This window comes from Micromonospora sp. RTBAU3-60 (assembly GCF_054963695.1).
Genome location: NZ_JBUEGB010000024.1, coordinates 72,954 through 94,461 on the forward strand (window position 1 = coordinate 72,954; position 21,508 = coordinate 94,461).

Annotated in this window: 17 protein-coding genes and 1 pseudogene; 6 read left to right on the top strand and 12 right to left on the bottom strand. The window is 72.8% G+C overall.

Translation table 11 applies throughout. From position 1 onward, the window contains the following. Nucleotides 1–10: 10 nt before the first annotated feature. The 5 genes from ACY34I_RS22945 to ACY34I_RS22965 all read right to left on the bottom strand — a co-directional run bounded on the left by ACY34I_RS22945 (nt 11) and on the right by ACY34I_RS22965 (nt 5,756). The gene (locus ACY34I_RS22945; RefSeq protein ID WP_148793627.1) at nt 11–1,027 is read right to left on the bottom strand and encodes an ABC transporter ATP-binding protein; all 1,017 of its coding nucleotides are present in this window, start codon (nt 1,025–1,027) and stop codon (nt 11–13) included. Next, the gene (locus tag ACY34I_RS22950) at nt 1,020–2,048 is read right to left on the bottom strand and encodes an ABC transporter ATP-binding protein (RefSeq protein WP_148793721.1); all 1,029 of its coding nucleotides are present in this window, start codon (nt 2,046–2,048) and stop codon (nt 1,020–1,022) included. Before ACY34I_RS22950 ends, ACY34I_RS22945 begins: the two co-directional genes overlap by 8 nt. Before the next feature lie 26 nt (nt 2,049–2,074). After that, nucleotides 2,075–3,049, bottom strand: coding sequence for an ABC transporter permease (locus ACY34I_RS22955; RefSeq protein WP_462757125.1), 975 nt, complete (start codon nt 3,047–3,049; stop codon nt 2,075–2,077). Further along, entirely contained in the window at nt 3,042–3,968 is a 927-nt protein-coding gene (locus ACY34I_RS22960; RefSeq protein ID WP_462757126.1) for an ABC transporter permease, read from the bottom strand. The genes ACY34I_RS22955 and ACY34I_RS22960 overlap by 8 nt, the downstream gene beginning before the upstream one ends. 147 nt (nt 3,969–4,115) lie before the next feature. Continuing rightward, nucleotides 4,116–5,756, bottom strand: coding sequence for a peptide ABC transporter substrate-binding protein (locus ACY34I_RS22965; RefSeq protein WP_462757127.1), 1,641 nt, complete (start codon nt 5,754–5,756; stop codon nt 4,116–4,118). Nucleotides 5,757–6,187: 431 nt separating this feature from the next. Here ACY34I_RS22965 and ACY34I_RS22970 point away from each other — a divergent pair, with 431 nt between their 5' ends. After that, entirely contained in the window at nt 6,188–6,922 is a 735-nt protein-coding gene (locus ACY34I_RS22970; protein WP_462757128.1) for a PIG-L deacetylase family protein, read from the top strand. Nucleotides 6,923–7,043: 121 nt separating this feature from the next. Here the strand turns inward: ACY34I_RS22970 and ACY34I_RS22975 are convergent, their stop codons facing one another. Both ACY34I_RS22975 and ACY34I_RS22980 read right to left on the bottom strand, forming a co-directional pair. Further along, nucleotides 7,044–7,724 (bottom strand): response regulator, encoded by a 681-nt coding sequence (locus ACY34I_RS22975; protein WP_148793623.1) that lies wholly within the window; start codon nt 7,722–7,724, stop codon nt 7,044–7,046. A 2-nt stretch (nt 7,725–7,726) separates the two neighbouring features. After that, nucleotides 7,727–8,980, bottom strand: a complete 1,254-nt coding sequence (locus tag ACY34I_RS22980) for an ATP-binding protein (RefSeq protein WP_148793622.1) — start codon at nt 8,978–8,980, stop codon at nt 7,727–7,729. A gap of 165 nt (nt 8,981–9,145) precedes the next feature. Here ACY34I_RS22980 and ACY34I_RS22985 point away from each other — a divergent pair, with 165 nt between their 5' ends. The 3 genes and pseudogenes from ACY34I_RS22985 (at nt 9,146) to ACY34I_RS22995 (ending at nt 12,994) form a co-directional block, all read left to right on the top strand. Continuing rightward, complete coding sequence (locus ACY34I_RS22985; protein ID WP_462757129.1) at nt 9,146–10,978, top strand: PspC domain-containing protein; 1,833 nt, start codon at nt 9,146–9,148, stop codon at nt 10,976–10,978. Next, nucleotides 10,975–11,205, top strand: a pseudogene (locus tag ACY34I_RS22990) (hypothetical protein); the annotation flags it as partial. The gene ACY34I_RS22985 and the pseudogene ACY34I_RS22990, both read left to right, overlap by 4 nt. Nucleotides 11,206–11,749: 544 nt before the next feature. After that, entirely contained in the window at nt 11,750–12,994 is a 1,245-nt protein-coding gene (locus ACY34I_RS22995; RefSeq protein WP_462757130.1) for a phosphatidylserine decarboxylase, read from the top strand. A gap of 57 nt (nt 12,995–13,051) precedes the next feature. Here ACY34I_RS22995 and ACY34I_RS23000 read toward each other — a convergent pair whose 3' ends face one another. From ACY34I_RS23000 to ACY34I_RS23010, 3 genes are all read right to left on the bottom strand, one after another. After that, complete coding sequence (locus tag ACY34I_RS23000) at nt 13,052–13,960, bottom strand: CDP-alcohol phosphatidyltransferase family protein (RefSeq protein ID WP_462757131.1); 909 nt, start codon at nt 13,958–13,960, stop codon at nt 13,052–13,054. Between the two features lie 343 nt (nt 13,961–14,303). Then, nucleotides 14,304–15,218 (bottom strand): NUDIX hydrolase, encoded by a 915-nt coding sequence (locus tag ACY34I_RS23005; RefSeq protein WP_462757132.1) that lies wholly within the window; start codon nt 15,216–15,218, stop codon nt 14,304–14,306. 112 nt (nt 15,219–15,330) lie between these two features. Beyond that, nucleotides 15,331–16,278, bottom strand: a complete 948-nt coding sequence (locus tag ACY34I_RS23010) for an NUDIX hydrolase (protein ID WP_462757133.1) — start codon at nt 16,276–16,278, stop codon at nt 15,331–15,333. A 144-nt stretch (nt 16,279–16,422) separates the two neighbouring features. On the opposite strand from ACY34I_RS23010, the gene ACY34I_RS23015 reads away from it, so the two are divergent. Next, a complete protein-coding gene (locus ACY34I_RS23015) occupies nt 16,423–16,842 on the top strand; it encodes a PspC domain-containing protein (protein WP_462757134.1) in 420 nt (139 codons plus the stop codon). Nucleotides 16,843–16,849: 7 nt separating this feature from the next. On the opposite strand, the gene guaA is transcribed toward ACY34I_RS23015, so the two are convergent. Together guaA and ACY34I_RS23025 are read right to left on the bottom strand one after the other, a co-directional pair. After that, nucleotides 16,850–18,403: a glutamine-hydrolyzing GMP synthase gene (guaA, locus tag ACY34I_RS23020; RefSeq protein WP_462757135.1), complete on the bottom strand. Its 1,554-nt coding sequence runs from the start codon at nt 18,401–18,403 to the stop codon at nt 16,850–16,852. 52 nt (nt 18,404–18,455) lie between these two features. After that, nucleotides 18,456–20,189 (bottom strand): FAD-dependent oxidoreductase, encoded by a 1,734-nt coding sequence (locus tag ACY34I_RS23025; RefSeq protein ID WP_462757136.1) that lies wholly within the window; start codon nt 20,187–20,189, stop codon nt 18,456–18,458. A 145-nt stretch (nt 20,190–20,334) separates the two neighbouring features. Between ACY34I_RS23025 and ACY34I_RS23030 the strand changes: the two genes are divergently transcribed. Continuing rightward, the gene (locus ACY34I_RS23030) at nt 20,335–21,462 is read left to right on the top strand and encodes an LCP family protein (RefSeq protein ID WP_462757137.1); all 1,128 of its coding nucleotides are present in this window, start codon (nt 20,335–20,337) and stop codon (nt 21,460–21,462) included. Nucleotides 21,463–21,508: the final 46 nt, after the last annotated feature.

Genomic DNA, 21,508 nt, shown 5'->3' on the forward strand with positions numbered 1-21,508 from the left:
TCGTGGTCGGTCAGGCCGCCTCGTGGGTGGGGACGATCTCCCGCCGCTCCGCGAAGTGGCAGGCGCTCGGGTGGTCCGAGCCCGGCCGGATCTGGAGCAGCGGCACCTCCTGGGCGCAGACGTCCTGCGCCTTCCAGCACCGGGTGCGGAACCGGCAGCCCGAGGGCGGGCTCACCGGGGAGGGGACGTCGCCGGTGAGCCGGATGATCGCCTTGTTGTCCCGCAGCGTCGGGTCCGGCACCGGCACCGCCGAGAGCAGCGCCTGGGTGTACGGGTGGGTCGGCCGCTCGTAGATCTCGTCCTCGGTGCCGATCTCCACCATCTTGCCCAGGTACATCACGGCGACCCGGTCGGAGAGGTGACGCACGACCGAGAGGTCGTGGGCGATGAAGACGTACGACAGACCGAACTCGGCCTGGAGCTTCTCCAGCAGGTTCATCACCTGCGCCTGGATCGACACGTCCAGGGCCGACACCGGCTCGTCGCAGACGATGACCTCGGGCCGCAGGGCGAGCGCCCGGGCGATGCCGATGCGCTGCCGCTGGCCGCCGGAGAACTGGTGCGGGTACCGGTTGATGTGCTCCGGGTTCAGGCCGACCAGGTCGAGCAGTTCCTTGACCTTGCTCCGGCGGCTGCCGCGCGGGGCCACCTCGGGGTGGATCTCGAACGGCTCGCCGATCAGGTCACCGACCGTCATCCGCGGGTTCAGCGAGGTGTACGGGTCCTGCATCACCAGCTGGATCTGCCGGCGCAGGCGCCGCAGGGCCGAGCCGGAGAGCCGGGAGATGTCCTGCCCCTTGTAGAGCACGTGACCGCTGGTCGGCCGCTCCAGGTTCATCAGGACCCGGGCGAGCGTCGACTTGCCGCAGCCGGACTCACCCACCACGCCCAGCGTCTCGCCGGCCTTCAGCTCGAAGGAGACGCCGTCGACCGCCTTGACGTGCCCAATGGTCTTCTTGAACACGACACCCCGGGTCACGGGGTAGTGCTTGACCAGGTCACGAACCTCGATGATGTTCTCAGTCACGGTTCACGAGCTCCTCGGCGAAGTGGCACGCGCTGGCCCGGCCGCTGCGGATCTGCAGCAGCGGGGGCAGCTTCTCCCGGCACACCGGCTGCGCCATGGGGCAGCGCGGGTTGAACGGGCAGCCCGACGGGATGTTCATCAGGTTCGGCGGGAGGCCCTTGATGGTGCGGAGCTCCTGCCCCTTCTCGTCCAGCCGCGGGATCGAGTTCAGCAGGCCGAGGGTGTACGGGTGCGCCGGCTTGGCGTACAGGTCGTACACGTCGGCTTCCTCGACGATCCGGCCGGCGTACATCACCGCGATCCGGTCCGCGACGTCGGCGACCACGCCGAGGTCGTGGGTGATCAGGATCATGCCCATCTGCCGCTCCCGCTGGAGCTCGCCGAGCAGGTCCATGATCTGGGCCTGCACGGTCACGTCCAGCGCGGTGGTCGGCTCGTCGGCGATCAGCACCTCCGGGTCCAGCGCCAGCGACATCGCGATCATGGCGCGCTGCCGCATACCGCCGGAGAACTGGTGCGGGTAGTTGCTGAACCGACCCTTGGCGTTCGGGATCTTCACCTGGTCGAGCATCTCGATCGCGCGCTTCTTGGCGTCCGAGCGGCTCATGCCGCGCCGGATGCGGAACTGCTCGGCGATCTGGAAGCCGACGGTGAAAACCGGGTTGAGGGCGGAGAGCGAATCCTGGAAGATCATCGCAATGCCCTCGCCGCGGATGCGGCGCCGCTGCTCGGCGGACATCTTGAGCATGTCCTTGCCGTGGAAGCGGACCTGGCCACCGGTGACGAAGCCGGGCGGAGTGTCGAGGATGCCCATGATCGTCTGCGCGGTGACGCTCTTGCCGGAGCCGGACTCGCCGAGCACGGCGAGGGTCTCCCCCGCGTCGACGTGGTACGTCACCCCGTTGATGACCTTGGCGACGCCGTCCCGGGTGCGGAACTCGACCCGCAGGTCGTCAACCTCGAGCAAGCGGCCGGAGGGGCGGCCGGATCCGTCGGCGCCCGGCGCGGACTGCTCGGACACGAGAATGTCGGACAACTGAGTCTCCCCTATCGGAGCTTCGGGTCGAGGGCCTCGCGGACCGCCTCGCCGAGCATCACGAAGCTCAGCACTGCGGTGACAAGGAACGCGGCGGGGAAGAAGAGCAGGAAGGGCGAGACCCGGATGTAGTTCTGCGCCTCACTGATCATGATGCCCCAGGACACGACCGGGCTCTTCAGACCGATGCCCAGGAAGGACAGCGTAGCCTCGGCGCCGATGAAGCTGCCAACCATGATGGTCCCGTAGACCAGCAGCGGCGCGAGGCAGTTCGGCAGCAGGTGCTTGAGGATGATCCGGCCGGTGCCGGCGCCCAACGCCCGGGCCGCGACGATGTAGTCGGCCTCCTTGGTGGCCAGCACCGAGGAGCGCATCAGCCGCATCACGACCGGCCAGCTCAGCACGCTCAGCGACAGGATGACCAGACCCATGATCGTCCACTCGCCGTTGTCCGTGCCCGAGCCGTTGAAGGTGGTCAGGATGACGATCGAGCCGAGCACGAACGGCAGGCCGAAGAAGATGTCCGCGATCCGGGAGAGCAGCGCGTCCACCCAGCCGCCGCGGTAGCCGGCGATGATGCCCATCGTGCCGCCGATCAGCAGCGTGCAGATCACCGAGAGCAGCGCCACCACGATCGAGGCGCGGGCACCGTAGATCACCCGGGAGTAGACATCCCGGCCCTGCACGTCGTAGCCGAACCAGGCGTGGGCCGACGGCTCCACCCGGCTGCGGGACAGCGTGCCGTTGACCGCGTCGCCGGAGGTGAACAGCGACGGGAAGGCCGCCATCAGCACGAACAGCACGATGAACGCGGCAGAGATCCAGAACAGCGGCTTGCGGCGCAGGTCGCGCCACGCGTCGCCGAGCAGGCCGCGCGGCTTCTCCTGCTTCTGCGCCGGCAGGCCGGCGTTGGCCGGAGCGCCGATCTCGGTCGGCTGCTCGGGGCGGGGGGTGCTGACAAGCGATGCGGCGCTCGGGTCACTCATAGCGAATCCTCGGGTCCAGGGCGGCGTAGAGCAGGTCCACCAGCAGGTTCATCACCAGATACACGACCACCAGCACCACCACGATGCCGACAACGGTAGCGCTCTCCTTGGTGACGATGGCGCGCAGCACCTGGCGGCCGATGCCGTTGATGCCGAAGATGCCCTCGGTGATGATGGCGCCACCCATCAGGGCGCCGAGATCGGTGCCGAGCAGGGTGACGACGGGGATGAGCGAGTTACGCAGCAGGTGCACGCCCACCACCCGGCGCATGGGCAGGCCCTTGGCGATGGCGGTACGGACGTAGTCCGCGCGGCGGTTCTCCGCGATGCTGGTGCGCGCCACCCGGGCGATGTACGCCGACGAGGCGCTGCCCAGCACGAAGCCCGGCAGGAGCAGCTCGGTGATCCGCATCTCGCTGGAGACGGTAGGCGTGATGATGCCCCACTTGACGCCGAAGAACCACTGGAGCACGAAGCCGATGACGAAGACCGGCAGGGCGATCAGGAAGAGGCTGGAGACCAGGACCAGGTTGTCCAGGAAGCCGTTGCGCCGGAGACCGGTCAGCACGCCCGCGCCGAGACCGATGACGGCCTCGATGATGAGCGCGACCACCGCCAGCTTCAGGGTGTTGGGGTACGACGTCGCGATGATGTCGCTGATCGGCCGATTACCGAAGGTAATGCCGAAGTCACCCTGGAACAGGTTCTTCATGTAGCTGGCGTACTGCACCCAGATCGAGTCGTCGAGGTGGTACTTCGCGGTCATGACCGCGCGGTAGTTCTCCGGGCAACCCCGGTCACCGCACTTGCCGGCGAACGGGTCGCCGGGCACCGACCAGACGAGCCAGTAGATCAGGAATGTCGTGCCGATGAACACCGGCACGAGTTGCAGCAGCCGTCTCAAGAGATAACGGCCCATGGGGTGGTCCTCCAGACAAGGGGCGCGTCGGATCAGCCGACACGGGTGGCGACAACGTGCGAGGGGTTTGTTGTACACCCCCTCGCGGAACGGCCCCGGGTCGGGCTCACCGGTAGGCGAGCCCGACCCGGGGTCAGACCGTTCGGATCAGAGCTCGACCGAGGTGATGTCGAGCTCGCCGACGTTGGTCAGCTCGATCTTCTTGATCTTCTCCGAGTGGCCGGACTGCTCACCACTGAAGTAGATCGGGATGGACGGAACGTCCTGGTCGATCAGCTTGACAGCGTCCGCGAACTTCTTGTGCGCCTCGTCCAGGCTGGGGGCCGCGGAGGCCTCCTTGGCCAGAGCGTCGACCTGCGGGTTGCTGTACAGGCCGTCGTTCGAGGAGCCACCGGTCACGTAGAGCGGGTTGATCCAGTTCTCCACGTCCGGGTAGTCCTGCTGCCAGCCGGCCCGGTACATGCCGGTCATCTTGTGGGCGTTGATGTTGGCCCGGAAGACCGCGAAGGTCGGCACGCCCACGGCGACGGCGTCGATGCCCAGGTTGGTCTTGATCTGCTGGGCGACCGCCTCCATCCACTCCTTGTGGCTGGCGTCGGCGTTGTACGACAGGGTCAGCTTGCCGGTGAAGCCACCGGCCTCCTGGAGGAGCTGCTTGGCCTGGGTCGGGTCGAACTTGCAGGCGGTGCAGTTGCCCGGCTCGGCGCCCGGGGTCAGCGGGTTGGCCCAGCTGTCGGCCGGCTTGCGGTTACCGAAGAAGATCTTGTCGGTGACCTCCTGCCGGTTGATCGACAGCGAGATCGCCCGACGCAGCTTCGGGTTCTGGAAGCGCTTGTCGTAGATCGGGAAGGCGATGATGCCGGACGACGGGATCGTCGTCTGGATCGCCCGCTCGCCCAGGTCGGTCTTCCACTTGTCGCCAGCCAGCGACGAGACCGGAACCTGCTGCATGAAGTCCAGGTTGCCGGCGAGCAGGTCGTTGTACGCCGCCGTGTCGTCCTGGTAGATCTTGACGGTGACGTCCTTGATCTTCATCTTGTCGCGCAGGTTGTAGTCGTCGAAGCGGGTCAGCTTGATGTCGACGTCGTCCTGCCACGAGACGAACTTCACCGGGCCGTTACCGACCGGCTTCTTGCCGAACTCTTCCGGCTTCTGGGTGAAGAAGACGTCCGGCAGCGGCATGAAGGCGCTGTAGCCCAGCTTGGTCGGGAACACCGCGGTCGGCGCGGAGAGGGTGACCTCGAAGTTCCAGTCGTCGACGACCTTGAGGCCGGACATCTCCTTGACCGACGGGGTCGGGGCCTTCTTCGGGCCGTCGCCGTCCGGGTCAGCCGGGTTCAGGTCGGAGTAGCCCTGGATGTCGGCGAAGAAGCTGGCGTTCTGCGCGCCGTTCGGGGCGTACGCCGCCCAGTTCCAGGCCTTGACGAAGTTCTCGGCCTTGACGGTGGTGCCGTCGTGGAACTTGGTGTTCTGCTTGATCTTGATCTTGAAGACCTTGGAGTCGCTCGTGTCGATCGACTCGGCAAGGGCGTTCTGCGGGGCGCCACCGTTGTTCGGGTACTCGACCAGACCGGTCCACAGCCAGTCGATGATCTTGCCGCCGCCGGTCTCGGTGGTGTTTGCCGGAACCAGGGGGTTCTCCGGCTGGGTGCCGTCGATGACGATGGCGCCGTCCTTGCTGGCGCTGGCGTCGCCACCGTCGTTGTTCCCGCTCGAGCAGCCGGACGCGACGAGCGCGAACGCCGCGCCCACCGCGAGCGCGCCGCTCGCCCGCTTCGAGACTCTCATTCCGAGGGGCCTCCTCTTTCTAACCTGGTTCCGTCGTGAGTTTCACGCACGTCTGGGGGGTGACACCAACCGCCGGCCCGAACCACAGGCCGCCGGCTTACCGCAGAGGAAATCGGGACACCCCAGGGGTACCGATCCGCCGGGCACCGCGCCCCCGACCAGGACACCGCGCAGGGCCGGCGGCCACGCGGCGTCACGCGAAGGTGGCGTCACGTGGTCGGCAGGCCCGACGAGGTGCCTCAGACCGGGGGGTGAGGTGCTGCAACTGTGACACTCACCGGCCGGTTCCGTGAAGGTGCCGTTATCAAGACGTTAGTTGGCCGCCACGTTGCCGATACTTGAGAAAAGATCATGAAATCGGCGAGTCGTACCAGTCCGAACAGGCAAAACACGGTCACATCGGGCGAAGAACCGCGCGTAGGCTCACGGCTGTGAGCTTTCCTGCCTCCGCTCCGGTGCTTCCCGACGTCCGCCGGGCGCTGGCGGTTTTTGCCCATCCGGATGATGTCGACTTCGGCTGTGCGGGCACCATCGCTGGCTGGGTGGATGAGGGTATCGAAGTGGCGTACCTCATCGCCACCCGGGGGGACTCCGGCGGCTTCGACGACACCCCGCGCGCGGAGCTGCCCGCCCTGCGCGAGGCGGAGCAGCGGGCCGCGGCGGCCGCCGTCGGCGTGCACCGGGTCGACTTCCTCGACGGCCACCCCGACGGCATCCTCACCCCCGGCCCGGAGCTGCGGCGCGACATCGCCGCCGGGATCCGCCGGTTCCGCCCGGACCGGGTGCTGACCAGCTCCCCGCTGCGCCGCTGGGAGCACCTCACCGGCCCGAGCCACCCCGACCACCTGGCCGTCGGCGAGGCCACCACCTGCGCCGTCTACCCCGACGCGCGCAACCGCTTCGCCTTCCCGGAGCTGCTCGACGCGGGCCTGGAGCCGTGGGTGGTCCGGGAGCTCTGGTACGCGGGCGGCCCGGGGCCGGACCACGTCGTCGACGTGACCGACCGGGTCGACCGCAAGATCGCCGCGATGCGGGCGCACCGCTCGCAGACCGCGGACCTGGACGTGGTGACGTGGGTGCACGACCTGCTCGGCTCGATCGCCGGCACCGCCGGACTGCCCGCCGGCCGGCTGGCCGAGGCGTTCACCGTGCTGCGCACCGACTGATCGGAACCGGTCGCGGACACCGGACGGGTCAGCAGGCGCCGCAGCCGCGAGGGCGGCCCCTCCCGACGCGGACAGCGCGCAGCCCCGGCGCCACCCGGGCCGGAGCGGGACTCCCGGGCGGTCAGACCAACCGGCGGTCGGCCGCCCAGCGGGACAGCTCGTACCGGTTGGACATCTGGAGCTTGCGCAGCACGTTGGAGACGTGCGTCTCGACCGTCTTGATCGAGATGAACAGCTCCCGGGCGATCTCCTTGTACGCGTACCCCCGGGCCAGCAGCCGCAGCACCTCGCGCTCGCGGTTGGTGAGCTGGTCCAGCTCCGGGTCGGCGACCGGCGCGTCCGGCCGGGCCGCGAACGCGTCCAGCACGAACCCGGCCAGCCGCGGGCTGAACACCGCGTCCCCGTCGGCCACCCGGCGGATCGCGTCGGTCAGCTCCTCCGGCGAGATGGTCTTCGTGACGTAGCCCCGGGCCCCGGCCCGGATCAGCCCGATCACGTCCTCCGCCGCGTCGGACACGCTCAACGCCAGGAACCGCACCTGCGGGTGGGTACGCCGCATCGCGTCCAGCACCGCCCGGCCACCGCCGTCGGGCATGTGCACGTCGAGCAGCACCACGTCGGGCTGGGTCGCCGCGATCCGGCTGACCGCCTCGGCCACCGTGCTGGCCTCACCGACCACCTCGACGCGCGCGCCGAGCTCGGCGCGTACGCCCGCCCGGAACATGGCGTGGTCGTCGACGAGGAACACCCGCAGCCGCCCGTCCCGGGGCTGCGCCTCCTCGACCGGTTCGTGCTCGGCCATGGTCACCTGTCCTTTTCCGTCGTGCCGCCCGAGCCGCTGATCGGCAGGATCAGCCGGACCTCGGTGCCCTCCCCCGGCGCGGAGCGGATCTCCGCCCGGCCCCCGTGCCGCTTCATCCGCCCGATGATCGAACCCCGGACGCCGTGCCGGTGATCCTCCACCGTATCCGGGTCGAAGCCCTTGCCGCGGTCCCGGACGAAGGCGCTGACCTGGTCCGGCTCCACCTCGGCGTAGAGGGACACCGTCTGCACCCCGGCGTGCCGGGCCGCGTTGACCAGCGCCTCCCGGGCGGCCGCGACCAGCGCGCCCACCCGCTCGTCGGTCTCCCGGTCGCCCACCACCACGGTCTCGACCGTGATGGCGAAGGTGTCCTCCACCTCCGCGGCGGCCTGCTCCAGGGCTGCGGCGAAGCGCTCCGTCGGTGAGGCGGTCGGCTTGTAGAGCCAGTTCCGCAGCGACCGCTCCTGCCCCCGGGCCAACCGCTGCACCGTCTTGACGTCGCTGGCGTTGCGCTGGATGAGGGCCAGGGTGTGCAGCACCTGGTCGTGCACCATCGCGGCCAGCTCGGCCCGTTCCTGCTCCCGGATGCGTCCCTCCCGCTCGGAGCGGAGCTGGTTCCAGGTGCGCCAGAGCACCGGGCCGGCCACCACGCCCACGCCGGCCAGCCCGACCAGCGCGAAGATCACACCGTTGAGCACGGCGTCGAAGTTCTGCACCGGGGAGTAGACCGCCGCCACGCCGATGATGCCGACCGCGACGAGGACGCCGCCGCCGACGAAGCGGAGCACGAACGCGCGTCGGTCGCTCTCCTCCACCACCGCGCCCAGCCAGGGCACCGGCATCGACCCGCCCCACTGCTGGCGGCGCTCCGGCGCGGACTGGTGCCAGATCACGCCGGCGCCCACCGCGATGATCGCGACCAGCCAGCCGGCGGTGCCGGCCGCGCCGACCGAGTGGAAGGCCATCATCTGGACCAGCAGCACGCCGAGCCCGATCGCCACGAACGGCAGGAGCTGGGCGAGGTCGCGGCGGGGCGGGACGCCGGTGTCGCCGGGGCGCGGTGGCACGACCGCCCAGAAGGCGGCGTAGAGGAGCAGTCCGAGGCCGTTCAGCCCGAGCAGCACCATGAAGGCGATCCGGACACGGAGCACGGAGACGCCGAGGTGCTCGGCGATGCCGGCGGCCACCCCCGCGGCCAACCGGTGCTCGGTGGCCCGGTAGAGCCGCGGCGGGGGTGGGGTCGTGGTGGTGCTGATCGGAGGCTCCCAGGTCGGGGACGGAGTGGTGCGTCCCGATCGTCACACGCCCGGACCGCCCCCGACCACGGGGACGCCCCCGACATTCGGGGCCGCGGATCTCAGGGTGGGGTCAGGGTCGGGTCCGGAGGACGCTCGGGCGAGCGGGGCAGCAGGATCGAAGGCATGACCGACGACCCTGCCCGTCCGCCCCGGCCCGGGGCGGCACCACAGGACGGGCCACCGCCACCCCCGTCGGGGCCGGCGGCCACCCCCACCGACGCCCCGACGCCGCCGCCGGCCGGATCCGCCGGCCCGCCACCGGGCGCGTCGACCGCGGGGTCCGCACCGTTCGCCGACGCGCCACCGCCCGGGTACGCCCCACCGCCCGGCACCGCGGGCTTCACCTCCCGGTACGGGCTGGTCCGCCCGCGGGACGGCCGCTACCTGGCCGGCGTCTGCGCCGCCATCGGCCGCGCCACCAACACCGACCCGGTGCTGTGGCGGGTGCTGCTCGCCGTGCTGGGCTTCTTCGGCGGCATCGGCATCCTGGTCTACGTCACCGCCTGGCTGATCATCCCCGGCGAGGGGGACACCGCCTCGCCGGTCGAGTCGATGCTGGGCCGGGGCCGGTCGAGCATGTCCCCGATCACCGTGATCGTGCTCAGCATCGCGGTCGCGGTCGGCTTCGGCTACGTCGTCACCAACGCGTTCCGGGCGATCCTGCTCGGTGCGGTGATCCTCATCGGCGGTGCGCTGCTGCTCAACCGGGACCAGCGCGGCCCGCTGGGCCGGCGGCCGGCCGCGGCCGGGCCTGGCACGCCGCCCGGTCCGGCCGCCTGGCCCGGTTCCGGCGCCACTCCGTCCGCCGGCACGCCCGCCACCGGCCCGGCCTGGTCCGGCTCCGCCACCGCCGGCCCGGCCGCCGCGCCGACGACCGGCGCGGCGGGCTGGCCGACGAGCGCCCCGGCGACCCCGGCCTGGCCGGAGGCCCCGACCGCCACGACCCCGACCTGGGCGGCGGCGTCCGCCGAGACCGTCGACCAGCCGGTCGGCGGCACCCGGCCGGCTTCCGACGCCGGGCCCGCCCCGGAGGTCGCAACGGGCTGGTCCAACCCCGAGCGCACCGCCGCGCAGCCGGCCTGGCCGGCGACGGGTCACCCCGCGGAGCCGGCTCCGGTCTCCGGCGCGGCGTGGCCGGGCGACGCGACACCGGCCTGGTCCGGCGCGCCGACGACGGGCAGCCCGCTCGGCCAGCCGGTCTCCGTGCCGCCGCCCGCGCCGGTGGGCGCGCCGCTGGCACCGGGCGGCTACCGGCCGCCGTTCGCGCCGCACGGCCCGTACGCCCAGGCGTACCCGCCGGCGCCGCCGGCCCCCGCCCGGCCGGCACGGCCACCGAAGCGGCCGAAGGAGCGTTCCGCGCTCGGCGCGGTCACCTTCTCGCTGATCTTCCTGGCGCTGGGCGTGGTGACCCTGCTCGACCTGCTCGACGTCTTCACGGTCGGTGCGGCCGGATACTTCGCCGCGGCGCTGGCCACCATCGGCCTCGGGCTGCTGGTGGGCACCTGGTTCGGGCGGGCCCGCTGGCTCATCGCGCTCGGCCTGGTCACCGCAGCGGCGCTCGGCATCGCCACCGTCGCCGATTCCTACGACCGGATACGCGGCATCGACGGCAACGTCACCTGGGCCCCGGCCGACTACCGCGACCTGGCGGTCCGCTACCAGAACAACTTCGGCGACGCGGTGCTCGACCTGCGGGCGGTGGACTTCGACAAGAAGGACACCCAGATCACCGTGGACATCAACTTCGGCAAGGCGACGGTGGTCGTACCGCCGAACGTGGACGTCACCACGGTGACCGACGTGAACGCCGGTGACGCCACGGTCTTCGGCCGGCGGACCAGCGCGGTCAACGGCCGCCAGGGGGAGACCACCGACCTCGGGCCGGACGGCCGCGGCGGGGGCACCCTGCGCCTGCTCATCCACGTGAACGCCGGAGACCTGGAGGTGACCCGGTGAAGGCCCACCGCACCGACCTCGTGTCGTTCGCCTTCGGGCTGGTCTTCCTGGCCCTCGCCGTCTGGTGGCTGCTCGCCCGGATCCTCGGGCTGGCCCTGCCACCGGTGGGCTGGTTCCTGGCGGGCGGGCTGATCGTGATCGGGCTGCTCGGCCTGGTCGGCGCGCTGCGCTCCGGGCGCCACGCCGACAGCGAAGCGGTCCACCCGCGACCCGATGCGACGGTCGCGGCACCCTATGTGGACGCCGCCCCGACCGGCGGCCCAGCCACCGCCCCGGTGGCTGACGAGTGGGCCACCGACGCGGTGGCCGAGGCGCCCGTTCCGGCGTGGGAGGACCGGCCCGCCGGCGGGGAGCCGCGCTGGTCGCCCACCACGCCGCCGAGCGACCGTGGGGACGGCGACCCCGCCACCCGCGAGCTGCCCGTCGAACCGGCGGGGGCAGTCCTCGGCGGGAGCGAGCCGGTGACCCGCGAGCTGCCCGCGATGGACGGTCCGGAGCAGGCGGCCGAACGGGACGCATCGGATGGTCCGGGCACCGGCGGGGGTGCGGCCGGTCGGGCGGAGCCGCCGCCGGGCTGACCGCGGCGGTGCAATGCCGGGACGCCGCCGCCTATGCTGGCTGGTGGAGATCTCGCCTCCGCCGGCCGGCCCCCCGGGTGGCGCGGCCGCGGCCGGTACCCCCGGTCGTCGGGCCCCGTCCCGCCCCGGCCGGCCAGGTCACCGTGGTGGTCCCGCCGCCGTCCGTCTCTACGTCGTCAGGAGCCCGTCCGACATGACCCAGTCCCCCGCCGTGCGCACCCCCGGTCCGTCCGGTCCGGTCCGCGTCGGCGAGCGTGCCGCCCGTACCCTCGTCAGCGAGTTCGCCCGGCGCAACGACCCGAAGGCCGGCCTGCTGGTCGGCGCGACCCCGGAGTCCCCGGTGCTGGCCGCGGCGATCGAGGCACTGCTCCCCGGCGACCGGCTCACCGTCGTGCCGGCGGAGGGCTCCGCCGCCGCACTCCGCGAGCACGTGTCGGCCCAGGGCCGCTGGGTCGCCGAGCGGGTACGGGTGGTCGACACCCTCGCCGAGGCGGACGCCGCCGAGGTGGTCATCGCCGCCGAACCGTTCACCGGCACCGCCGACGAGGCCCGGGTGGCCGTCGACGGGCTGTCGAAGTACCTGACCGAGGGCGCGGTGCTGAGCGTGGCCGCGCCGGTCTTCCGCAGCGCGGGCGCCGGGGCCGAGCTGGACCGGCAGGGTGTGCTGCACGGCGCCCGCGCCGATCTGGTGCTGCGCAACTCCCCGCCGGTACGCGTGCACCACCTCCGCTTCACCCCGGCGAGCGCCGCGCTGGCCGCCCAACTGTCGCCGGCGTACCGGCCGTCGAGCGTGCCGCTGACCCGGACCATGCACATCGACTCCAACGGCGTCGCGGCGGCCGGCATCAGCCTCGGCCTCGCCGCGCTGGCCAGGGTGACCCGGCCGAAGTCGAAGCTCTGGCTGCTGCCGGCGCTGGCCGCCGCGCCGGTGGCCGCGTTCTTCCGGGACCCGGAGCGGGACGTCCCGGAGGACCCGTCGGCCGTCGTCGCCGCGGCGGACGGCCAGGTGCTCTCGGTGCAGCGGTTGCACGACGAGCGCTTCGGCGACGGCGAGTGGCTGCGCGTCGCGGTCTTCCTGTCGGTGCTGGACGTGCACGTCAACCGGTCCCCCGTGGCCGGCAAGGTGGTCGACTACTTCGTCGCGGACGGCGGGTTCGTCAACGCGATGAAGCCGGAGGCCGAGCACAACGTGGCGGCCTACACGGTGCTGGACACTGCGCACGGCACCGTGGTGGTGGCGCAGCGGACCGGCCTGATCGCCCGGCGGATCGTGCAGCGGGCGCCGGTCGGCGCGCTGCTCGCGAAGGGTGAGCGCTTCGGCCTGATCCGGTTCGGCTCGCGGACCGACGTCTACCTGCCGGCGGACGCGGCCGAGCCGCTGGTCGGCCCGGGCGACAAGGTGGTCGGCGGTGCGACGGTGATCGCCCGCTGGGTCTGATCCCCGGACACGAAAAGGGGCGCCGCTCGTCGCGGCGCCCCTTTCTCGTGGTACGGGTCAGGCGGTGCGGCGCTGGTGCAGCCAGAGCACCGGGCCGCTGATCAGGTAGCCCACCACCACGACGGCGAAGGTGAGCCGGATGTCGACCAGCGCGCCGACCACCGGGGCCAGCCAGAGCCACGGCGGCAGCTTCACCAGCCGGGCGAGCTTCGCGTACGGGAAGCTGGAGACCATGGCGAAGGCGAGCAGGGCCACCCCGCCGACCATCACCAGGCCGGAGACCGGCACCCCGATCGCCACGGTCAGGGCCAGCACGGCCGCCGCCATGGTGGTCGGCACGCCGCAGAAGAACCGGCCGTCCTTGGGCGAGACGTTGAACCGGGCCAGCCGGATCGCGGCGCACCCCGCGACCAGGGCGCAGGCCACCGCGGCGGCCGCGGCCGGCACCGAGCCGGCCAGCGAGGCGTAGACCACCACCGGGGCGGCGAGGCCGAACGAGCACATGTCGGCCAGCGAGTCCATCTGGGCGCCGAACGGGCTGGCCACGCCGAGCTTGCGGGCCAGCGCGCCGTCCAGGCCGTCGAACGCGACGCAGGCGATCAGGCAGAGCGCCGCCACCCGGACCTCGCCCCGCATGGCCAGGAAGATCGCCAGCATGCCGAGCATCAGGCTGCTCAGGGTGCAGGCGTTGACCAGGGTGAACTTGGCCCGGCGGGCGGCGGTGCGCTCGCCCGGCAGGAGTGGGATCGACATCGCCGACGGCTCGTCGACCGGCGCCGCGGGGGCGAGCGCCGGGCTGACCGGGGCCACCGCCTCGACCTCCGGGTCGAACCGGCCGTAGCGGCGGCGCTGGCGGTCCGCCCAGCGGTGGTCGGGGGTGACCAGGTCGCTCGCGGAAGCGGCGCCGTCCCGACGGCCCACCCGGACCAGCAGCACCTGGCGGGCGAACGTGCTGCTGCGGCGCAACCGGCCCGCCCAGCGACGCCCTGCGGGGCGCGGACTGTCACTCGTACGACGCCGGCGCCATGGGGCTCTCGGCACGTTTCCTCCATCACCGGATCGGCTGACCGCCGTGGGGCGGGTGTCCGGCTGTCTCGTGCCGGACCCTTTCTGGTCCGGCAGCCCGTTTGCGGAGTACACCATTGCACAGGGATGTGGGGCTTGGCGATAGCTGCCGCCGGTACTTATAACTCCCTTAACCGCGCGAACCGCTCACATATCCTGATCCCGGGCGTCATCGCCCGTTTTCGTCCGCCCAATCCCTCCCGACTGTACCGGAGCTCCCCCACCCCGACCCGGCCGGCGGGCGTCACCTACCTCGATGTCCGGTTGCCCGGGCAGCCACCTCCGTCATCCGCAGGCCACGGAGCCGATCCGGAGCGAACCAGGCGGCCCGCGCGGTGGACCCACCCGCCAGCTCCGTCACCACCGCCTCGGTCGGGGCGTCGACGCTCACCCGGTAGATCACCCGGACGCTGTGCCAGTCCATCGGCCGCCCCTCCGGGCCGAGCGCGGCGGGATTGTGCAGGTTGTCCACCGCGAGCAGCTCGACCACCCGGCCGAGCTGGCCGGCCTCCTCGACCAGCTCGCGGAGCAGCCCGGCCGTCGGCTGCTCGCCGTGGTCGGTGCCGCCGCCGGGCAGGTGCCACTTCCCGGCCCCCGGGTACCCGTCGGCGATCATGGTGAGCAGCACCCGCCCGGCCGGATCGGTGACCAACCCGTACGCGGCGAAGCGCTGCCCGCGGTCGGTGGGCAGCGGCCCGAACGGCGGCCGGGGCGTCTCCCGGGCGGCGTGCGCCGGCAGCGGGTCGACGGGCAGACCGAGCAACTCGGCGGTGAACGGCAGCAGGGCGTGTTCCCGCGCCTCGTCGAGGGTGCACCAGCGGGCCCGGTCCGTGGTGTTGTCGGGCTCGTCCCGGAGCGTCCCGCCGACGGCGGCGACGTCGAAGATGATCCGGTCGGTGTGCAGGGCGACGCCGAGGTCGGCGTAGCGGGTCACGTCGGCGACCGCGTCCCGCAGCCCGGTCACCCGGACCGTCAGCCCGGTCTCCTCGGCGAACTCCCGGACCGCGGCGGTCTCCGGGTGCTCGGCGTGGTCGACGCCACCCCCGGGCAGCTGCCACACGCCGGGGAAGTCGGCGCGGGCGGACCCCCGGACGAGCAGCACCCGCCCGGCCTCGTCCCGGAGGACCCCGTACGCCCCGATCCGCCGCCGCTGCTCCACCCCGCACCACTCCCGTCGCCGCCGTACGCACGTCGATCATGAGGTTAGCGGCCCGGCGCCGGGGCACCGCACCGTCAACCTCATGATCAACCAGGACGGGGGCAGCGGGTGGTCAGATGAGTTGGGCGGCGTGGACGGCCTCGGCGGTGACCTCGGTGAGGCGGTCGGTGGGGAGGGCGCCCAGCTCCTCCCGCCGGAACCAGCGGGCCTCGCAGGTGGAGCCGCCGACGTCGGCCACGGTGGGCGGGGCCGGCTGGTCGACGACCACCCGGTAGAAGGCGCGTACGCCGTGCCAGTCGATCGGGTAGCCCTCCGGGCCGAGCGAGGCCGCGTCGCGGTGGCTGGCGACGCCGAGCAGCTCGACCAGGCGGCCGGTCTGCCCGGTCTCCTCGACCAGCTCACGGATCAGCGCGGCGCCCGGCTGCTCCCCGTAGTCGGTGCCGCCGCCGGGCAGGTGCCAGCAGCCGGCGCCCGGGTAGCCGTCGGAGACCCGGGTAAGCAGCACCCGCTCCTCCGGGTCGGTCACCACCGCGTACGCGGCGAAGCGCTGCGCCCGGTGCAGCCCGTCCGGCCCCGGGACCGCGTAGAACGAGGGGAACTCGGGGACCTCCTCCGGGACGACGTCGTCCGTGCGGGAGGGCAGGCCCAGGGCACGCGCGGTGAACGACCGGAGCGGCAACTCCCGGGCCTCGTCGAGGGTGACCCAGCGGGCCAGGTCCGTCGGCCGGCCCTCCCGGTCGGTCAGCGTCCCGCCGCGCACCGAGACGGTGTAGAGCAGCCGGTCGGTGTGGATGGTGATGCCGCGCTCGGGCAGCGCCCGCATGTCGGCGATCACGTCCCGGAGACCGGAGACGGCGACCGAGAGCCCGGTCTCGGCCGCGGTCTCCCGGACGACGGTGTGGTGGGGGTCCTCACCGTGGTCGACCGCCCCACCGGGCAGCGACCAGGTGCCGGGGGTGCCGGAGCGCTCCGATGCGCGGACCAGCAGCACCCGGTCGTCTGAATCGGCACAAACTGCGTATGCCGCGATCCTGCGGAGCGGCTCCAGCGAGGTAGTCACGGGACAAAATTCTCCCCCGCTGTCGTTACCCCGATCGAAAAGAGTCAGATTCCTGACTCTTGGCTGGCGCCTCAGGGATCGGTCAGGGTAGAGGTCCGGGCGCTCACCGAGGTCGGCCGGCGCGCCGCGCGGCACCGTGGACGCATGACCTCTCCGAGCACCCCTCAGGCCCCGTACAAGCAGCTCCGTCGTCCCACCACGGACCGGATGGTCGCCGGCGTCGCCAGCGGCCTCGGCCGCTACTTCGCCGTCGACCCCACCCTGGTCCGGGTCGTCTTCGCCGTCGCCACCCTGCTCACCGGCGGGGTCGCCGCGCTGGCGTACCCGATCATGTGGTTCCTGATGCCCGAGGAGCCGGCGGGCGCCCCCGCCTGGCCGCACCCGGCGGGCACCGCGCCGGGCTGGCCGCCGGTCCCGCCGCAGCCGACCACCCCCACCCACGCGGGGGCGACGCCGCAGACCGCGCCCACTCCGGCCGCCGCACCGCCCCCAACCCAGGTTGGGCCGACGCCGGAGCCGGCGCCCGGGACCGCGCCTCAGCCGCCGACGCCGCCGGCGGCCTGAGCCGGGCTCACTCCCACTCGATGGTGCCCGGCGGCTTGCTGGTCACGTCCAGGACCACCCGGTTCACCTCGGCGACCTCGTTGGTGATCCGGGTGGAGATCCGGGCGATCACGTCGTAGGGCAGCCGGGACCAGTCGGCGGTCATCGCGTCCTCGCTGGAGACCGGACGCAGCACCACCGGGTGGCCGTAGGTGCGCCCGTCGCCCTGCACGCCGACGCTGCGCACGTCGGCCAGGAGCACCACCGGGAACTGCCAGACGCCCCGGTCCAGCCCGGCGGCGGACAGCTCCTGCCGGGCGATCAGGTCGGCCTTGCGGAGCACGGCGAGCCGCTCCTCGTCGACCGCGCCGATGATCCGGATGGCCAGGCCCGGGCCGGGGAACGGGTGCCGCCAGACCATCGCCTCGGGCAGCCCCAACTGCAGGCCGAGCGCGCGGACCTCGTCCTTGAACAGCGTGCGCAGCGGCTCGACGAGCGCGAACTTCAGGTCCTCGGGCAGGCCACCGACGTTGTGGTGGCTCTTGATGTTGGCGGTGCCGGTGCCGCCACCGGACTCCACCACGTCCGGATAGAGGGTGCCCTGCACCAGGAACTCGACGTCGCCGTGCGCGGCGACCTCGCGGGCGGCGGCCTCGAAGACCCGGATGAACTCCCGGCCGATGATCTTGCGCTTCTGCTCGGGGTCGGTCACCCCGGCCAGCGCGCCCAGGAACCGCTCCCGGGCGTCGACCACCTTGAGCTTGATCCCGGTGGCCGCGACGTAGTCCTTCTCCACCTGCTCGGCCTCGCCGGCCCGCAGCAGGCCGTGGTCGACGAAGACGCAGGTGAGCTGGTCGCCGATGGCCTTGTGCACCAGCGCGGCGGCGACCGCGGAGTCGACGCCGCCGCTCAGGGCGCAGATGACCTCCTTGTCGCCGACCTGCTCCCGGATCCGGGCCACCTGCTCGTCGATGATGTTCTCCGGGGTCCAGGTGGGCTCGATCCCGGCGATGTCGTACAGGAAGCGGGTGAGCATCTCCTGGCCGTGGGCGGTGTGCCCGACCTCCGGGTGGAACTGCACCCCGGCCCGCCGGCCGACCAGGTCCTCGAACGCGGCGACCGGCGCGCCGGCCGACTCGGCGATGACCGTGAAGCCGGTCGGCGCCTCCGTGACGCAGTCGCCGTGGCTCATCCAGACCGGCAGGTCGTCCGGAAGGTCGCGGAGCAGCACGCCGGCCTCCGGGCGGGCGTGCAGCGGGGTGCCGCCGTACTCCCGGTTGCCGGTCCGCGCGACGGTGCCGCCCAGCGCCTGGGCCATCGCCTGGAAGCCGTAGCAGATGCCGAAGACCGGGACCCCGGACTGGAACATGTCGGCGTCGACCTGCGGGGCGTCCGGCGCGTAGACGCTGGCCGGACCGCCGGACAGGATGATCGCGGCCGGGTTCTTCGCCAGCATGTCGGCGACCGGCATGGAGTGCGGGACGATCTCCGAGTAGACCCTCGCCTCGCGTACGCGGCGCGCGATGAGCTGGGCGTACTGGGCTCCGAAGTCCACCACAAGGACGGGGCGAGGCGTGCTCATGTGCAGCAAGCCTACCGACAGTCACCGCCGGGCCGGGCGCGCCCCGGCCGCGTCACGCCGTGAAGTCGATGACACCCCGTCCGGGTGAGCCCTCGCGCAGCGCGGCGGGGGCGTGCTCGGGGACCGCGGGGTGGCGCGGGGCGACCGGGTCCAGCCGCCGGTACGCCGCCCCGAGCGGCGGCCGCGGGTCCTCCTCACCCTTGTTCGGCCAGAACGACATGGCCCGCTCGGCCTGCGCGGTGATGGTCAGCGACGGGTTAACCCCCAGGTTCGCCGACACCGCCGCACCGTCCACCACATACAGCCCCGGGTGGCCGTGGACCCGGTGGTACGGGTCGATCACCCCGCGCTCCGGGGTGACCCCGATCACCGCCCCACCGAGGAGGTGCGCGGTCATCGGGATGTTGAACGGCTCGGTGACCGCGCCGCCGGGCGTGCCGTCGATCTCCTCGGCGAGCAGCCGGACCGCCTGGTTGCCGGCCGGGATCCAGGCCGGGTTGGGCGCCCCGTGCCCGGGGCCGGAGACCAGCCGCCGGCCGAAGAGCCCGCGCCGGGAGCGGGTGGTGAGGGAGTTGTCGGCCGACTGCATAACCAGGGCGATCACGGTCCGCTCGGACCAGGCGCGCACCGACAGCATCCGGGCCGCCAGCCGGGGCTGCCGCAGGATGCTGCCCAGCCAGCGCCGTACCCGGTGCGGGCCGCCGTCGACCAGCAACGACTGGAGCAGGCCCATGGCGTTCGAGCCCTTGCCGTAGCGGACCGGCTCGATGTGGGTCTGCGGGTCGGGGTGGAACGAACTGGTGATCGCCACCCCCTCGGTGAAGTCGAGCCCGCGCCGCCGGGCCTGACCGTGGGCGACCGAGGCGCCGAGGATCGCCTCCGAGTTGGTCCGGGTCAGCTCGCCGAGGCGGGGCGAGAGCCCGGGCAGCGCCCCGGTGGCCCGCACCTCGTGCAGCAGCCGCTGGGTGCCCAGCGCGCCGGCCGCGAAGACGACCTGGTCGGCGTGGATCACCTGCCGGCGCCGGCGCACCCAGGCCCCGGTGCGCACGGTGTGCACGTCGTACCCACCGCCAGCGGCCGGTCGGACCGCGGTCACCGTGGTCAGCGGGTGGACCTGCACGCCGAGCCGCTCGGCCAGCCAGAGGTAGTTCTTGACCAGGGTGTTCTTCGCGCCGTGCCGGCAGCCGGTCATGCAGGAGCCGCAGTGACGGCAGCCGGTCCGGTCCGGCCCGGCCCCGCCGAAGTACGGGTCGGACACCCGCTCGCCGGGCCGGCCGATGTGCACGCCAACCGGGGTGGCGTGGAAGGTGTGCCCCACCCCCATCCGCTCGGCCACCGCCCGCATCGCCCGGTCCGCGCCGGTGACCACCGGGTACGTGGTGACGCCGAGCATCCGCTTCGCCTGGTCGTAGTGGCGGGCCAGCTCGTCCCGCCAGTCGGTGATGTCCCGCCACTGCGGGTCGGCGTAGAACGCGTCGAGGGGTTCGTAGAGGGTGTTCGCGTAGACCAGGGAGCCGCCGCCGACCCCGGCGCCGGAGAGCACCAGGACGCCGCCGCCGGCCTTCCGGTCGGCCGAGCGCAGCAGGTCGATCCGCTGCAGGCCGTAGCAGCCGAGCTTCGGGGCCCACAGGAAGCGCCGGACCCGCCAGGAGGTCTCCGGGAACTCCTCGTCCGCGAACCGCCGGCCGGCCTCCAGGACACCGACGCGGTAGCCCTTCTCGGCGAGGCGGAGCGCGGTGACACTGCCACCGAAGCCGGACCCGACGACCACCACGTCGTACCGCATGAACGCATCATTACCGACGAGTAGCCATCGCGCCAGGGCCAGTTCTTCGGAGATCATGCAGAGCGCCCGACGAGCCGGGACCGGGGCCACGCAACCTGTGGGGCCCCCTGGCGCGTTGAGTGAACACCGGGGGAAGGGGACCACCATGCCGGGCGCGACACCGAGCCGACGCTGGCCGTTGGGGTTGGCCGCACTGGTGGCCGTGCTGCTGGTCGCCGCCGGTGCGGTGGTGGCCGCCCGGCTCGTCCCCCGCCCGACCCCCGACGCCGCGCCCGGGACGACCGCCGGCGCGGCCACGCCCACGCCGTCCGCCGACACTCCGAGCCCGACCCCGACCAGCCCGGCCCCGCCGCCGGGCGCGGACCTGAAGGGGCCGCTGAACTTCCTCGTCGTAGGGGTGGACACCCGGGTCACCGTGCCGGGCTGGGAGCCGCACGCCGACGCGGTGCTGGTCCTGCACGTGCCGGCCGGCCTGGACCGGGCGTACCTCTTCTCCCTCCCCCGCGACCTGGTGGTGGACATCCCGGCCTTCCCGGCGGCCGGCTACCCCGGCGGCCGGACCAAGCTGACCCACGCGATGAGCTACGGCAGCCGGGTCCCCGGCGACAAGGCCCACCCCAGCACCGCCCAGGGGTACGAGCTGCTGCGCACAACGGTCAGCCGCTACACCGGGCTGCGCATCGACGCCGGGGCGGTGCTCACCTTCGGCGGGTTCGACAAGCTGGTCGACACCCTCGGCGGGGTGGACCTCTACGTGGACCAGCGGGTCGCGTCGATCCACCGCCGGCCCGACGGGCAGCTGCGGGACCGGGCCGGCAGCACCTACACCGGCCCGCAGATGGTCTACGAGAAGGGCGACCGCCACCTGACCGGCTGGCAGGCGCTGGACTACGCCCGGCAGCGCTACACCGCCGGCGGCGACTACACCCGGCAGCGCCACCAGCAGCAGCTGATCCGGGCGCTGGCCCGGAAGATCCTCGACCAGGGGCTGGCCCGGGACCCGGCGCGGGTCGACCAGGTGGCCGCCGCCCTCGGCGACACCCTGGTGTACGTCGGCGGCGGGCGCCGGCTGGTGGAGTTCGCGTACGCCCTCGGTGGGCTGCCCGCGGCCGGCTTCGTCCTGGTCGGGCTCCCCGGCGACGCGGTGGGCAAGGGCGGGTCCTACCGGGGCGAGCAGCTCGAGCCCGTGGGCCGGCAGTTCCTCGCCGCGCTGCGCGGCGGCACCGCGGACGCGTTCCTGGCCGCGCACCCGGCACTGCGCGTCAAAACCTGACCGCGGTCAGCAGGGGCCCCTGCTACGCGGGAGGCGTTGACGGGGC

Coding starts and splice junctions, on each gene's coding strand:
- ACY34I_RS22955 (WP_462757125.1), bottom strand. CDS start 3,049: ATGAGTGACCCGAGCGCCGCATCGCTTGTCAGCACCCCCCGCCCCGAG.
- ACY34I_RS22960 (WP_462757126.1), bottom strand. CDS start 3,968: ATGGGCCGTTATCTCTTGAGACGGCTGCTGCAACTCGTGCCGGTGTTC.
- ACY34I_RS22965 (WP_462757127.1), bottom strand. CDS start 5,756: ATGAGAGTCTCGAAGCGGGCGAGCGGCGCGCTCGCGGTGGGCGCGGCG.
- ACY34I_RS22975 (WP_148793623.1), bottom strand. CDS start 7,724: ATGGCCGAGCACGAACCGGTCGAGGAGGCGCAGCCCCGGGACGGGCGG.
- ACY34I_RS22985 (WP_462757129.1), top strand. CDS start 9,146: ATGACCGACGACCCTGCCCGTCCGCCCCGGCCCGGGGCGGCACCACAG.
- ACY34I_RS22995 (WP_462757130.1), top strand. CDS start 11,750: ATGACCCAGTCCCCCGCCGTGCGCACCCCCGGTCCGTCCGGTCCGGTC.
- ACY34I_RS23015 (WP_462757134.1), top strand. CDS start 16,423: ATGACCTCTCCGAGCACCCCTCAGGCCCCGTACAAGCAGCTCCGTCGT.
- guaA (WP_462757135.1), bottom strand. CDS start 18,403: ATGAGCACGCCTCGCCCCGTCCTTGTGGTGGACTTCGGAGCCCAGTAC.
- ACY34I_RS23025 (WP_462757136.1), bottom strand. CDS start 20,189: ATGCGGTACGACGTGGTGGTCGTCGGGTCCGGCTTCGGTGGCAGTGTC.
- ACY34I_RS23030 (WP_462757137.1), top strand. CDS start 20,335: ATGCCGGGCGCGACACCGAGCCGACGCTGGCCGTTGGGGTTGGCCGCA.